The organism is Cypionkella sp., from assembly GCF_036782355.1.
Lineage (GTDB): Bacteria > Pseudomonadota > Alphaproteobacteria > Rhodobacterales > Rhodobacteraceae > Cypionkella.
Genome location: NZ_DAIPZF010000031.1, coordinates 1 through 13,575, shown reverse-complemented (window position 1 = coordinate 13,575; position 13,575 = coordinate 1). Strand labels below are relative to the sequence as shown.

General features: G+C 58.5%; 14 protein-coding genes. 8 read left to right on the top strand and 6 right to left on the bottom strand.

Translation table 11 applies throughout. From position 1 onward, the window contains the following. Entirely contained in the window at nucleotides 1-1,539 is a 1,539-nt protein-coding gene (locus V7Q10_RS12010; RefSeq protein WP_333869347.1) for a chemotaxis protein CheW, read from the top strand. 22 nt (nucleotides 1,540-1,561) lie between these two features. Here V7Q10_RS12010 and V7Q10_RS12005 read toward each other — a convergent pair whose 3' ends face one another. Beyond that, nucleotides 1,562-2,269, bottom strand: a complete 708-nt coding sequence (locus V7Q10_RS12005) for a VIT1/CCC1 transporter family protein (protein WP_333869346.1) — start codon at nucleotides 2,267-2,269, stop codon at nucleotides 1,562-1,564. Nucleotides 2,270-2,495: 226 nt separating this feature from the next. Between V7Q10_RS12005 and V7Q10_RS12000 the strand changes: the two genes are divergently transcribed. Further along, the gene (locus V7Q10_RS12000) at nucleotides 2,496-3,041 is read left to right on the top strand and encodes a YaeQ family protein (protein WP_333869345.1); all 546 of its coding nucleotides are present in this window, start codon (nucleotides 2,496-2,498) and stop codon (nucleotides 3,039-3,041) included. Here V7Q10_RS12000 and V7Q10_RS11995 read toward each other — a convergent pair. Genes V7Q10_RS11995 through V7Q10_RS11985 form a run of 3 tightly spaced genes read right to left on the bottom strand, consistent with a single transcriptional unit; the run spans nucleotide 3,038 to nucleotide 5,238 of the window. Continuing rightward, nucleotides 3,038-3,838, bottom strand: coding sequence for a 3-methyl-2-oxobutanoate hydroxymethyltransferase (locus V7Q10_RS11995; protein WP_333869344.1), 801 nt, complete (start codon nucleotides 3,836-3,838; stop codon nucleotides 3,038-3,040). The two genes, V7Q10_RS12000 and V7Q10_RS11995, sit on opposite strands and share 4 nt — an antisense overlap. Further along, the gene (locus V7Q10_RS11990) at nucleotides 3,838-4,152 is read right to left on the bottom strand and encodes a MocE family 2Fe-2S type ferredoxin (RefSeq protein ID WP_333869343.1); all 315 of its coding nucleotides are present in this window, start codon (nucleotides 4,150-4,152) and stop codon (nucleotides 3,838-3,840) included. Before V7Q10_RS11990 ends, V7Q10_RS11995 begins: the two co-directional genes overlap by 1 nt. A 9-nt stretch (nucleotides 4,153-4,161) precedes the next feature. Next, nucleotides 4,162-5,238, bottom strand: a complete 1,077-nt coding sequence (locus V7Q10_RS11985; protein WP_333869342.1) for a fatty acid desaturase family protein — start codon at nucleotides 5,236-5,238, stop codon at nucleotides 4,162-4,164. Nucleotides 5,239-5,365: 127 nt separating this feature from the next. Between V7Q10_RS11985 and V7Q10_RS11980 the strand changes: the two genes are divergently transcribed. The 5 genes from V7Q10_RS11980 (at nucleotide 5,366) to V7Q10_RS11960 (ending at nucleotide 10,291) form a co-directional block, all read left to right on the top strand. After that, nucleotides 5,366-6,391 (top strand): LacI family DNA-binding transcriptional regulator, encoded by a 1,026-nt coding sequence (locus V7Q10_RS11980; RefSeq protein WP_333869341.1) that lies wholly within the window; start codon nucleotides 5,366-5,368, stop codon nucleotides 6,389-6,391. A gap of 138 nt (nucleotides 6,392-6,529) precedes the next feature. Continuing rightward, nucleotides 6,530-7,339, top strand: coding sequence for a TIM barrel protein (locus V7Q10_RS11975; protein WP_333869340.1), 810 nt, complete (start codon nucleotides 6,530-6,532; stop codon nucleotides 7,337-7,339). A 73-nt stretch (nucleotides 7,340-7,412) separates the two neighbouring features. Continuing rightward, nucleotides 7,413-8,354: a substrate-binding domain-containing protein gene (locus V7Q10_RS11970; RefSeq protein WP_333869339.1), complete on the top strand. Its 942-nt coding sequence runs from the start codon at nucleotides 7,413-7,415 to the stop codon at nucleotides 8,352-8,354. 168 nt (nucleotides 8,355-8,522) lie between these two features. Then, nucleotides 8,523-9,524, top strand: coding sequence for an ABC transporter permease (locus V7Q10_RS11965; RefSeq protein ID WP_442885867.1), 1,002 nt, complete (start codon nucleotides 8,523-8,525; stop codon nucleotides 9,522-9,524). A gap of 2 nt (nucleotides 9,525-9,526) precedes the next feature. Then, complete coding sequence (locus tag V7Q10_RS11960; protein WP_394970936.1) at nucleotides 9,527-10,291, top strand: ATP-binding cassette domain-containing protein; 765 nt, start codon at nucleotides 9,527-9,529, stop codon at nucleotides 10,289-10,291. A gap of 18 nt (nucleotides 10,292-10,309) precedes the next feature. On the opposite strand, the gene V7Q10_RS11955 is transcribed toward V7Q10_RS11960, so the two are convergent. Next, on the bottom strand, nucleotides 10,310-11,122 hold the full coding sequence (locus V7Q10_RS11955; RefSeq protein ID WP_333869337.1) for an SDR family oxidoreductase: 813 nt from the start codon (nucleotides 11,120-11,122) through the stop codon (nucleotides 10,310-10,312). A gap of 8 nt (nucleotides 11,123-11,130) precedes the next feature. After that, the gene (locus tag V7Q10_RS11950; RefSeq protein ID WP_333869336.1) at nucleotides 11,131-12,294 is read right to left on the bottom strand and encodes a phytanoyl-CoA dioxygenase family protein; all 1,164 of its coding nucleotides are present in this window, start codon (nucleotides 12,292-12,294) and stop codon (nucleotides 11,131-11,133) included. Between the two features lie 89 nt (nucleotides 12,295-12,383). Between V7Q10_RS11950 and V7Q10_RS11945 the strand changes: the two genes are divergently transcribed. Further along, entirely contained in the window at nucleotides 12,384-13,394 is a 1,011-nt protein-coding gene (locus V7Q10_RS11945) for a LacI family DNA-binding transcriptional regulator (RefSeq protein ID WP_333869335.1), read from the top strand. The last annotated feature ends 181 nt before the right edge of the window (nucleotides 13,395-13,575 follow it).

Below are 13,575 nucleotides of genomic sequence, written 5' to 3'. Positions count from 1 at the left end.
ATGCAGGGAGACAGCGACGCGCTTGGGCTGACAGCGATGCAGGTCGCGGGCCGGGCGCCTGCGGTCACCGCGACTGCGCATGCGCCAACCGTCTATCCCGCAACGGCTTTGATCGCGATGGGCGGCGTAACCCTTGGCATTCCGGTTGCGAATTTGCGCGAGGTTATGGTGCATCCGCCCGGCCTGCAACCTTTGCCCGCTGGCGGCCCCTTCGCCATGGGCTGCGTTGCCCTGCGCGGGCAGGTCATCCCCGTGCTGGATCTTTCGGCCGCCCTTAACCTGCCACCCTCACGCGAGGGGTGCAATATCATTGCGATTCTGCGTTGGGAAAGCCGTGTCGTTGGTTTGCGCGCACAAGCGGTCCGGCGCATCGTCCAGTCCAGTGAAGTGCTGGTTCAAGAGATGACGCCGGCCGGGTCCGAGATGGCACGGCTTGTGCTGCCGCGTGTTGCCTTGGTCGGCCTGGAGGTTGTCAGCCTGCTTGACGCCAGCGCGCTGCTCACCGCCGCCGAGGTGCCGCATACGGCCGAACAGCCGACGCGGTCGCGCCATTTGGATCGCTCGAGCCAGTTTCTGCTCTGCGAAATCGGCGGGTGGCGCTACTGCGTTTCGGTGCGCAACATCGAGGCGACCTTGGCCGAGACCGCCGTCGACAGCAGCGTTTTGGCTCAAGGCTCTTGCGAGGGCGCGATCGAGCGGCATGGGCTCAAGATGGCCTTAATGAACCCGCAGATCTTTACCGGATTTGTCAAAGGCGGCGCGCGGCCCGCGCACTCTGGCGGCATCGTCCTTAAGCTGGAGCCGGGCCGTGGCCTGACCCTGCGCGCCGACCGTATCACCGATATTCTGCACCTTCAGCGCAGTCAGATCACCGCTATTCCACCAACGGTCTGTGACCGCCCCGATCTGTTTCAGGGGGTGGTGTTTGATGCAAAGGGTCTTCCGTGCTATGTTCTTGATATCGATAGGCTTACCGCCGACCCGGAGGCGCAGGCTTTGGCGAGAATCGCCCATCGCAAAGACGAAGGCAATCGCGCAGACAGCAGCACAAGCGGCGCGGCAAAAGGGGTTCCGGGAACGGCAATCTTTGTGCGCGCCGGTGGTCTGCGGGCCTTAGCGATTGAGGATGTGGTGGAAATTTTGCAGCTGCCAGCTGCCTTTTGTAAGACCAAGCCCCGATACGATGGCTTTATTGACAGTCTGTTTTATCGCGACTCGCTTTTGGCGGTGTTCTGCATGTCTTGGCTGGCAGGCGAGCGTGACCCGCAGCCAGGCCAACGTCCGGGGATTGTTGTGGTCAGAAAGGCGGGCGAGCGGATCGGCCTGCTTGTTGAGGACATCGTTGGTATCGAGCGTGTTCACTTCATTGACGATGTTCCAGAGTTTTCAGGCGGCCCCGCGACGCGTCTGGCGATGCGGCAGAGCCACACCTCCGCTCGGTTTGTGGCGCTTTGGCCCGTGCAGCCTGCGGTCAAAAAGGAGAGAAACATCCACCAAATGCCCGCAGCTGCGGCAGATCATCAGGGCATTTTGTCCTAGGTTACGCGACGCTGCCGCTTGGTCAGACGCTGATGCCAAACACCCAACCGACACCGGCCGTAATCGCCATGGCCGCTGCACCCCAGAACAAAACTCGCGCTGTCGCGGGCAATTTTGGCGCGCCCCCAACATGTGCCCCAAGCGCGCCCAGACCTGCAAGGCAGATCAGAGTTGAAACGACCACCGTTGGGATAATGGCATTGCTTGGCGCCAAGACGGCGGCGGCAAGCGGCAGAGCCGCGGCGATGGTGAAGGTCAGCCCCGAAGCAAGCGCGGCCTGCATCGGGTTGGCGGCATGGACCTCGGACAGGCCCAATTCATCGCGCACATGGGCGCCCAAAGCGTCTTTTTCCGTCAGCTCCCGCGCAACCAGCGCCGCTGTCGCCGTCGACAAGCCGCGCTTTTCATAGATCGAGGCCAGTTCGGCCTCTTCTGCGGCTGGCGTATCGATCAGCGCTTGTTTTTCGCGCGCAATATCGGCGCGTTCGGTGTCAGATTGTGAGCTGACCGAGACGTATTCGCCCGCCGCCATCGACATAGCCCCCGCAGCCAGCCCCGCAGCCCCAGCCACCAAAATCGCCGCAGGGCTTGGGTCTGCCGCCGCAACGCCCACAATCAAAGAAGACACCGAGACGATGCCATCATTCGCGCCCAAAACCGCCGCACGCAGCCAGCCGGTTCGATTGACGAAATGCACTTCCTCATGCGCTGATTGAAACGGCTGAGACATCGGAAACTCCTGTGGTCGAAAGGCGGCCGCCTGAAAACCGCGTGCTTGCGCCAAAATAGGGCAATTCCACTGGGCTAGGCACTTCTGCGCGCGAAGGCAAGCCCCGCCCAGCCCGCAGTTTTTGGCTCTAGGCCTATGCCGCGTGAACCGCTCACGCCGGTTTAGGGGCTTTCACAAGCCTATCAGACCCTGTATGCATGCCAATCTTTGCAGGTTTGGACAGATCATGGCGCAAAATGCCACTATTTATAAAGTCGAGCTTTCGGTCTCTGACATGGATCGTCACTATTACGAGACCCATAAGCTGACCGTTGCCAAGCATCCCTCCGAGACCGACGAGCGGCTCATGCTGCGCCTTGTCGCATTCGCGCTTAATGCCCATGAAAATCTGGAAATGACCAAGGGGCTGTCAACCGATGACGAGCCGGATATTTGGCAAAAAAGCCTAAGCGGCGAGTTGGATGTCTGGGTGGCCTTGGGTCTGCCAAGCGAGAAGGTGATGCGGCAATCCTGTAATAAGGCCAGCAAGGTCTTTATTTACCCCTATGGCGGCCGGACGGCGGAAATCTGGTGGGATAAGGTCAAAAACAGCACCACTCGATTTGACAATCTTCAGGTGGCAAGTTTTTCCGAGCAAGACACCAGCGCTTTGGCGAAACTGGCCAGTCGCGCGATGCGACTTCAGGTGAATATTCAGGACGGCGAAGTGATGGTCAGTTTGGGTGAGAGCATCGTCTATGTGACCCTGCAAAGCTGGAAGACGGCGGCCTAAGCCTCGCGCTCTAACCAGTCGCGAAAATCTGCCACCACGTTGGCCTCGCAAAAAACCAGATGGGCTGGCGTAGGATAGGCCCCGTCATGCACCTCGCGGGCAAAATCTGCCATTGCAGCGATGCGCATCTGTTGCAAGCGCGCATATTCCGCGGCGAAATCTGCGTAGCGCTTGGCATGACGCGGAACATGGCCCAAGTTTTGGCCTAAAACATCGTCTGAAAACAGATATTGCGCATGTCCAGCCGAGCCCGCCCCCATCGAAATAAGGAAAAGTCCGGTCTTTTCTGCAATGGCAGCGGTGATCTCTGACGGCACCACCTCAATTTCAACCGCAAAAGCGCCGGCATCGGCAAGCGCTTTGCACTGCTGGTAGACCAACTTTGCACTGTCGAGCGTTTTGCCGACCGCTTTGAAGCCGCCCGTCCAGGTGGCCTTGGAGGGGATCAGACCGACATGGCCGCAGACCGGGATCCCGTGATCAGCCAAAGCTCGCACGGTTTGCAAACTGCCCGAGCAGTAAACGCCATCCGCGCCATGCTTGAAAAGCGGAAAGGCCCACTTCAAGAAATCCGCAGTGTCGCCAATTTCGTAAAAATTATCACCTGGAAACGCAAATGCCGTGGGGGCCGCGTCGCGGAACTGGCGGTCAAAGATCATCGCTGCTGGTACCGAGAGCAGTTCGATGCCCGCGGCCTCTGCCGCCTCTGCTTCGGCCAAAGTTTCGACCCGCAGCATGGCAAACTGATGCTTGCCGCGTTGGTCAAGCAGATCTTTTACTGTCAAACGCTGTGCCATTATGCCACCTGAATCAAGACGCGGCCGCCTGCAACCTTGACGGGGAAGGTTTTCAGGTTGATGCAGACCGGTGAGCGTTTCGCCTCGCCCGTGCGATAGTCGAACTGGCCGTTGTGTTTGGGGCATTCGATCAAATGCTCCATCACCAGCCCATCGGCAAGATGCACGTTTTCATGGGTGCAAAGCCCTGATGTGCAATAGAAATCGCCCTCGGGGGCGTGATAGATCGCATAGGTAGCCCCCGCATGATCAAAGCGGATCAGGTCTTCTTGGTCGATGTCATCAGTGGCGCAGGCGTCAATCCAGTTGGTCATTTTTGGCTCCTATTCGGCAGCGCCCAGGGCGCTTTTGTGGAAATCTTCGCGATAAGGCATGGCACTGGTGGGCAGATCGCGGCGCAGAAAATACTCTTCATTGTGCAATTGCCGCCGCAGCGCGGGCCACATCTCGGCATAAGCCGCAAAGATCGAGCGACTTGGCGCGGGCAGATCGTGTTTGATCAGCGCATGCAGTGCGGGCAGCGCGTGATAGGGCACCATCGGAAACATGTGGTGTTCGATATGGTAGTTCATGTTCCAATAGATAAATCGCGAGATCGGGTTCATATAGACGGTGCGCGAATTCAGCCGATGATCGGTGACGTTATCGGCCAAACCGCCATGCTGCAAAAGCCCGGTCATCACATGATGCCAAGCGCCATAAAGCCGTGGCAGGCCGATCACCATAAAGGGTAAAATGCTGTGCAAGATCAGCGCAAGCACAAGGGTGGCGGCATAGATCAGCGTCCAGATACGCGCCACAAAGATGACTTTCGCAGCCTCGCTTGCCGGAATATAGCTTGCTTCTTCGGCGCCGAGCCGCCCCGCCGCGTTCAGCAGCATCCGCGACCAGCCCGCATAGGCATCAAACAACCCAAAGAAGTTGCCGATCAGTTTGAACAGCACAGGTGGGCGCATGATCGCCACCTCGGGGTCGCGCCCGACGATATAGGTGTCGGTATGGTGGCGCGCGTGGCTCCAGCGCCAACTGACCGGATTGCGCACAATCATAAAGCAAGCAATCTGATAGACCACTGCGTTCATCCAAGCGGTTTTGAACGCCGTGCCATGCGAGGTTTCATGCCAGCGGCTGTCCGAGGCCGAGCCGTAGAGCACGCCATAAGCCAGCCAAAATGGCAGTGACCAGGCGCTGGGCCAAAGCAAAACGCCCGCTGTCGCAAAGCTGATCATAAGGGCGTAAAGCAAAGCCGTGTCGCGCAGGGCTGGTCCGTCAGAGCGTTGCATCAGCTGCTTCATCACTTTGCGCGGCACCTCGCTGTGATACCACTCGGCCGCCGCAAGCCCTGTTTCCACCGCCCGCACGCCATCCGGCCCAAGCAGATTGTAATCGCGTTTCGCCATTTGGTGTTCTCGCTGCTGTCAAAAGTCTAAAGACAATAGAACGTAAATTCCAAAATCCGGCAACGCGGAGCTTGTAGTTTTTCGTCAAATATCATCATGCTTCGGCAAAAGCTGAGAGGGTTTGACGATGAAGCGCATGGGCATGGTGGATTTGGCCGCGGCCGCGGGGGTTTCAGTGGCGACGGTGGATCGGGTTCTGAATGGCCGAGAGGCGGTGCGCGACGACACGCGGGTGCGTGTGGCCGAGGCCGCGCAACGCATTGGCCATCCAGCCGCAAGACGGTTGTTGCCGCAGGCCGCAGATCTGCCAAGGTGTCGGATCGGGGTGCTTTTGCACAAGCAGGGGCAGGATTTCTATAAGGCTTTTGCCGAAGAAATTGCCCTTGCCGTCACGCAAGCGGTTGGAGTGCAGGCCGAGCTGGTGCTGGAGTTTTCGGCAAGCCAAGCGCCAAGCGAGATGGCCGGACATCTGCGCGCCATGGCGGGGCGCTGCGATGTTTTGGCCGCGACCTCGGTCAACCACCCCGAGGTTTCGGCGGCGGTGGAGGATCTGCGCGCGCAGGGCCTGCCGGTGTTTTCTCTGCTGTCCGATTTCGCGCAAGGCGCGCGCGCGGGCTATGTTGGGCTAAACAATCTGAAGGTTGGTCGCACCGCGGGCTGGTTGATGGCGACGCTCTCACCCGAGCCGGGGGTGATGGCGATCTTTGTCGGCGGCCACCGCTGGCAGGGTCATGATCTGCGGGAAACCGGTTTTCGTGGTTATCTGCGCGAATGCGCGCCGCATCTGACGGTGCTTGATCCTTTGGTTAATCTTGAGACGCGCCAATTGACCTATGATGCAACTTTGGGGCTTGTGGCACGGCAACCCAAGCTGCGCGGCATTTATGTGGCGGGCGGCGGCATGGAGGGGGCGATGGCGGCGATGCGCGAAACGCCTCTGGTCAAGCGTGTGCCGATCATCGTCTCGGCGCTGACCCCAGACAGCCGCGCGGGGCTGGCAGAGGGTCTTGTGGCGATGGTGATTGACACACCGCTGGAAAAACTCTGCCGCTTTGTCGTGGCCAAAATGGTCAGCCTGCGGCAAGAAGGGCAAGTGCAAGGCACGGCACAGTTTTTCCTTCCCCCCGATTTGCATGTGGCAGAGTCGCTTTAATCTCTCAGAATGCCAAAATTCGTCAAAAACCATCAAGACTGAATTTCGTCGCAGAACTTTATAATTGCTCGACCTGAATAATAGAATAACAATTCCATATTGTCGGGCGTTCCGGCGATTCTCTGGAGTTTGATCTAAATGCTGCCTTTTGCGCTGAACCATATGACCACCCCCAGCTTGGGTTGGCAGTCTTTCTTGGCGCTGGCCAAGGATCTGGGCTGTGTTGGGGTTGAATTTCGCAATGATCTGCAAGGTCCGCTGTTTGGCGGCGATGATCCGGCGGATGTGGGCGATGCGGTAAAGGCTTTGGGGCTGCGTTTTCTGGCTTTGGCCGAGGTCAAGATGTTCAACGATTGGTCCGAGGCCAAACGCGCCGAGGCCGAAGCGCTGATGAAAATCGCTGTCGCCGCAGGGGCCGAGGCGATCAGCCTGATCCCGCGCAACGACAATGTGGCAACCGCGCGCGCCGACAGTTTGGCGGTGACGCAGACCGCGCTGCGCGAGCTGCTGCCGATGCTGCGTCATCACGGCTTGAAGGCCATGGTGGAACCCTTGGGGTTCGAGGTGTGCAGTCTTCGTTATAAGGATGTTCTGGCCCAAGCTATCGATGCGGTTGGCGGGCAAGGCACCTATTTTATGGTGCATGACACCTTTCACCACGCTTTGGCAGGCGGCGGTCCGATCTATGCCGAGATGACCGGAATCGTGCATGTCTCTGGCGTCAAAGATCCGATCTACCTTAGTGACATGCGCGACGAACACCGCGTCTTGGTCGATGGTGATGATTTGCTGGGCAATGTGGCGCAGATCCGCGCGCTGGTGGCGGCAGGATATCGCGGCCCGATCAGCTACGAGCCGTTTTCAAAACAGGTTCACGACCTAACCGCCCCCAAACCAGCTTTGGCGGCTTCAATGGAATTCATCCGCGCAGGTATCGCCAGCGCGTAGGAATACCGCCCTAAGCGGGCGGTCCGGCGGGGAGAAAAGGTGTGCCGGACACCGAATTGTGGAGGAGAGAGACATGAAAAAGACCCTTATGATCGCAGGCTTTGCAGCTTTGATGAGCACAAGCGCTATGGCGGGTGGCATCGGTGTTTCGATGGCGCTGTTTGACGACAACTTTCTGACCGTTTTGCGCAATGGCATGGATGCCAAAGGCAAAGAGCTTGGCGTCGAGCTACAGATCGAAGACGCCAAGAATGATGTGGCCAAGCAATTGGACCAGATCAACAATTTTATCGCCTCGGGCGTCTCGGCGATTATCGTCAATCCGGTTGACACCTCGGCCACCCAAGCGATGACCGATGCGGCAGCGGCGGCCAATATCCCGCTGGTCTATGTCAACCGTCAGCCGATCAACGTCGATACTTTGCCAGACAATCAGGCTTTTGTAGCCTCGAACGAAGTTGACTCGGGCACTTTGGAGACCATCGAAGTATGCCGTCAGCTGAAAGAAGCTGGCAAGGACAAGGCCAGCGTTTACGTCATGATGGGCGAGCTTTCCAACCAAGCTGCCGTGCAGCGCACCGCTGACATCCATGATGTGATGGCCGCTGGTAAATGCGCGGTCGAGCTGACAATCCTCGACGAGCAGACCGCCAATTGGTCGCGCGACCAAGCTCAGTCGCTGATGACCAACTGGCTGTCTTCGGGTGCGCCCTTTGATGGTGTGATCGCCAACAACGACGAGATGGCGATTGGTGCCATTCAGGCGATGAAAGCTGCGGGCATCGACATGGCCTCGGTTGTGGTCGGCGGTATTGACGCAACCCAAGACGCTTTGGTGGCCATGCAGGCCGGCGATCAGGATGTGACCGTGTTCCAAGACGCCGCAGGCCAAGGCGCCGGCGCTCTTGAGGCCGCGATCAAACTTAGCAAAGGCGAAGCTGTCGATCAAAAGGTCTATATCCCGTTCCAGCTGGTAACCTCTGCCAATATCGCAGACTTCCTGAACAAGAACTAAGCCAAGCAGAAGGGAGGGGCGGCGCAGTGCGTCGCCCTTTTTCTGGATCTGGCGAACTTCAGCCGCCAGACCCAAAAGACGACAACAGGAGGAAAATTTGTGTCCACACCGACGCATGGCCTAGGCGGCCTAAAATACGATCCAAGCAAAAAAGCACGCCCGCCGGAATTGAACGTTTTTATTGCCTTTGTGATTATCGTGGTGGCTTTTGAGCTGATGGGGCGCATCATGGTGGGCGATAGTTTTCTGTTCAACACCCGCGAGAATGTTGAAGGCATGTTCAACACCGCTCGCTTGTCGATCATCATTTTGCAGGTGGCCACCGTGGGCATCATTGCCCTTGGCGTGACGCAGGTGATTATTACCGGCGGCATTGATCTGTCGTCGGGCTCGATTGTTGGGGCCTCGGCCATGGTCGCGATGAGCTTTGCCCAGACCGCTTTGGTGAATGGAAATCCCAATCCAAAGGCGATTTTTGGCGATTGGGCAATGGATTTGCCCATGATCTTGCCAGTTTTGATCGGCATGACGGTGGGCGTTCTGGCCGGTCTGATCAATGGCGCACTGATCGCTTACACAAAAATCCCGCCCTTTATTGCCACCTTGGGCATGATGGTCTCGGCGCGCGGCTTTGCGCGTTGGTGGTCGAACGGCAATCCGATTTCCTTCCCGACCGAAGGCTATAACGCCATTGGGCGCGGCATGAATCCGGTGATCATCTTTGTTGGGCTTGCGGTGTTGTTTCACCTGCTGATGACCTACACAAAATATGGCAAGCACAGCTATGCCATTGGATCCAATGAACAAGCCACCCGCATGTCGGGGATCAATGTCGATCGCCATAAGGTGCTGGTCTATGTGATCGCCTCGGCGCTTGCCTCCCTTGCGGCGGTGGTGGTCTCCTCCAAGGGACAGACCGCGCAGGCCAATATGGGCGTGATGTATGAATTGGACGCCATCGCTATGGCGGTGATTGGTGGCGTGTCGCTGCAAGGCGGGCGCGGCTCGATCCTTGGCACGGTGATTGGCGCGCTGATCTTTGGCGTGATTATCTCGGGCTTCACTTTTCTAAAGCTGGATGCCTATTACCAAGAAATGGTGAAAGGCGCGATTATCGTCGGTGCAGTTGTGCTGGACCAATATCGGCAACAAGGGCGGGCTAGGGCATAATTATGAGCGAATTCATCCTAGAGACCCGCGGCCTGACCAAACGCTACGGCGGCGTGCATGCGCTAGAGAGTGCCGATTTCACCCTGCGCCCGGGCGAGCATGTGGCCGTGGTGGGCGACAATGGCGCTGGCAAATCCACCTTCGTGCGCCAGATCACCGGCGTCGAGCAGCGCAGCGCCGGCGAGATCTATTTCGACGGTCAGCCCGTCAGCCACGCAGGCCCGCTTGAAGCGCGCGAAGCCGGTATCGAAACCGTGTTTCAGACCTTGGCTTTGGCCGATGATCTGGATGTGCCGTCAAACCTGTTTTTGGGGCGAGAATTGTTCAAGCTGCGGCTGGGGCCGTTTTCGATTCTGGACCGCAAGGCGATGCGCGCACGCACACTCGAGGCTTTGAAGACCACCGCGGTTAAAATCCCCAATGTCGACAACCCGATCCGCAATATGTCAGGCGGGCAGCGGCAATGTGTGGCGATTGCCCGCACCGCCGCTTTTGCCAGCAAACTGGTGATCATGGACGAGCCGACGGCGGCCTTGGGGGTGCAGGAAACCGCGCAGGTCGAAAACATCATTCGCGGGCTGAAGGCGCGCGGCGTGCCGCTGATCTTGGTCAGCCATAACTTGCGGCAAGTGTTTGATCTGGTGGACCGCATCGTGGTATTTCGGCGCGGCCGCATTGTCGCCTCGCTGAACAAGGGCGAGACCGATGGCAATGATATTGTAAGCTATATCACCGGCGTCAAAGGCAACCCCGACAGCGATCTGTAACTGCTGGCGGGGCTAGGATCACGCGAGCAGCTGCGCCGGTGCAGGGGCTTGACCGTCATAGCCACCCCAGACCGATTGGTCAAAATGCACGACCGATCCTGTCATCATGCCGCTGTCGTCTGATGCCAGCCACAGCACCGCCTTTGCCACTTCGGCCGGATCCAAAAGCCGGCCGAACGGCAGGCCCGCCTCTGCCTTTGCTTGCCAATCGGGGTCTCCAGACTCTTGCAGCTGGATCGTCTTTTCGTGGTCTGACAGCATCCAGCCGATATCCAGCTGATTGACCCTGACGCGATTGCGCATCAGCGCAAAGCCAGAGTTGCGTGTCAGCGTCGAGAGGGCGGCTTTTGACGCGCTATAGGCTGCCAAAAAGGGTTGCCCCGCGCGGGCCGAAGCCGAGCCTATATTGACGATCCGCCCCTCAGTCGCTCTGCGCGCCATATCTTTGGCGGCATCCTGCATCAGGAAAAACGGCGCGCGGACATTGACGGCAAACATCTGGTCAAACAGCTCGGGTGCGGTGTTAAACAGATTGCCACGGTCGGTTAGCCCTGCGGCATTGACCAAAATATCAATCTGACCAAACCGCGCCACCACCGCAGGCACCACCCGCTGCACGGCGGCAATCTCGGCCAAATCCGCCGCGATCATCACGACGGGCACACCGCTTTCGGCGCTAATGCTTTGGGCAAGCGCCTCTCCCTTCGCCTGATCGCGGCCAACAAGTGCAATTCCCGCAGCCCCTGCCTGCACAAAAAGCCGCGCAATCGCCGCACCCAATCCCTGCGTGCCTCCGGTGATCAGCACAATTTTTCCGTCAATACGGTTCATTATGGCTCCTATGATTTGTTCATGGCATCAAGCGCGTCGATTTGGGCGACGAACTCTGCCGCCGTTTGGCCCGCGGCCAGGGCCTGCTGCATATACTGCGCCTGCGACTTTGGCGCGATGCCACCGATGGGCGGGTTGTTGTCCAGATTGGTCGGAAAGGGATAGCCCTCGGCCGAAGCCGCAATGACATTGGCGACATTCACCCCAACAGCCGTTTGCAGCACCGGATAAAGCGCGCGCACCATTTTACTGCGATCCACCGTTTCCATCGCCCGGCCAAAGGCAGAAGAGACTTGCAACAGGTTCACCATGCGAAAGCGGTCGGTTGTGTGATTGGTGCCCGCGCCATGCATCACAGCGGGGTTAAAGAACAGCAAATCGCCCTTTTCCAGCGGCAGTTGCACAAAATGCTGCGCGAAATAGGCCTGAAACTCGGGGCGCGCAAAGGCCAGATAGCCTTCGAAAAACTGCTGCGAAAATGGCAGCAGCATCGTGGGGCCAGTGCTGACCGGCATATCGCAATGCGCCACAGCACCCTGCAATGTCAGCATCGGCGAGATGGCATGGATATGCGAAGGGAACTGCGCCATCCGGTCTGATGTCATAAACCCAAGGTGGTAATCGCGGTGCGGCGTTTGCGCAGCCCCCCCCGGATTGACCCGATTGACCTGCGCCGTCATCTGCGAGGCAGGCCCAAGCCAAGCTTCTGCCGCAAGCGCAATGCCCTGTGCGCTATAATAGGCAGAAAAGTTTTCAGGATCAGCAAGACAGTGTTTTTCCAGTGAATTCCAGATCCGATCATTGGCACCAGGCTTGGCAAAATGGTCGCCACCGCCCTTGGCCGCCTGCTTTTCCGCCGCAATAATCTTGTCAAAAATTACCGAGGCGCGGTCGATCACGCTGTGATCTGCCACGCCCTGCCGAATGACAATAATACCCGCGCCATCGGCGAAAATCCGGCTCCATTCCGCCATCAGCGCGGCACGTTGCACAGGATCAGCGGCGGCAAGATCGACCGCCGCACCTTGATAGATCGGGATGTTTTGCACGATATCGCAGGCCATTGGCGTGGCGGCAGGATCGCTGGACTGGCCCACAATCTGCTTAAATGTGTCAAAATCGCCGCTCTGTGCGGTCAACCAAATCGGGCGGGGGGTCTTTGGATCGCTCATCACTTTATCTCCTTGCTCACCTTGAGCCTGACGAAAGACCGATGCCAAGCATAGTTGCATTTCCCCTCAAAAACACCTCAACATGAGGCATGTCGTCCCGCTTTACTCATAAAGAGATCGCGCATCAGGCTGGACTAAGCCTTGCCACCGTTGACCGTGTCTTGCACGGCCGCGCTCATGTCAGTTTGGCCACCAAGGACCGGCTGCATGCCGCTCTGCAAGAGCTGGAACAGCAATATGCGGTCAGCCCGCTGCGCCAGACCCGCGTCACGCTGGATATCGTGATGCAAGCGCCCGAGCGGTTTTCCTCGGCGGTGCGCGCGGCCTTTGAGGCAGAACTGCCCTTGGTGCGCCCAGCCACCTTTCGCGCTCGATTTCATCTGGCTGAGGTCATGCGCGAGGCCGAGATCACGGCACTCTTGCGTGCGATTGCCAAGCGCGGATCACAAGGGGTGGTGCTGAAAGTGCCCGCCACCCCGGCGATTGAAATCTGTCTGGCAGAGCTTGCTGCGCGCAAAATTCCAGTGATCAGCTATGTCACCGATGTCTCGGTCGGGTTGCGGCTTGCCTATGTCGGGATGCAAAACCGCCATGCAGGGGCAACAGCGGCCTATCTGCTGGCCAAGATGGCGCCAAAGCGGGCCTCGCGGGTCTTGGTGACCCTGTCAAGCTTGGGGTTCGAGGGGGAAGAGGCGCGCCGGATTGGCTTTTGCCGCGCGCTTGCCAACCATGCCCCGCATCTGAGCGTGACCACGGTGTCAGAAGGCTTTGGCGTCGACCGCGCCACTGGCAGCTTGATCGACCAAGCACTGGCAGAGCATCCCGATATCGCCTCGGTCTATTCGATTGGCGGCGGTAATCGGGCGATCCTTGACGCTTTTGCCACCGCGAACCGCCCGATCGAGGTCTTTGCTGCCCATGATCTGGACCGCACCAACCGCCAGTTGCTGAAAACCGGTCAGGTCAGCTTTGTGATCCATCACAGCCTGCGCCAAGACGCCCGCCGCATCGCGTTGCATTTCAGCAAACATTACCGCCTGATCGCCCAAGACACCCAGATTGAAGACAGCGAGATCAGCATCGCCTGTCCGGTGTTTTAAGCCGTGCTTGGTGCAGGCGGAACGCACGATGCTGCTTGTGTCAGACTATGTAGATGCTTGTGTGAACCGCGCCGGGTTTACCGAAGGGTAAAACTGTCGGAGACTTGCTCATGATGGAGCAGCCATCCAACAAGAAGGCCTCAAAGCCGCATTCATCTGAGGTTCGCGAGACAGTCCTCGC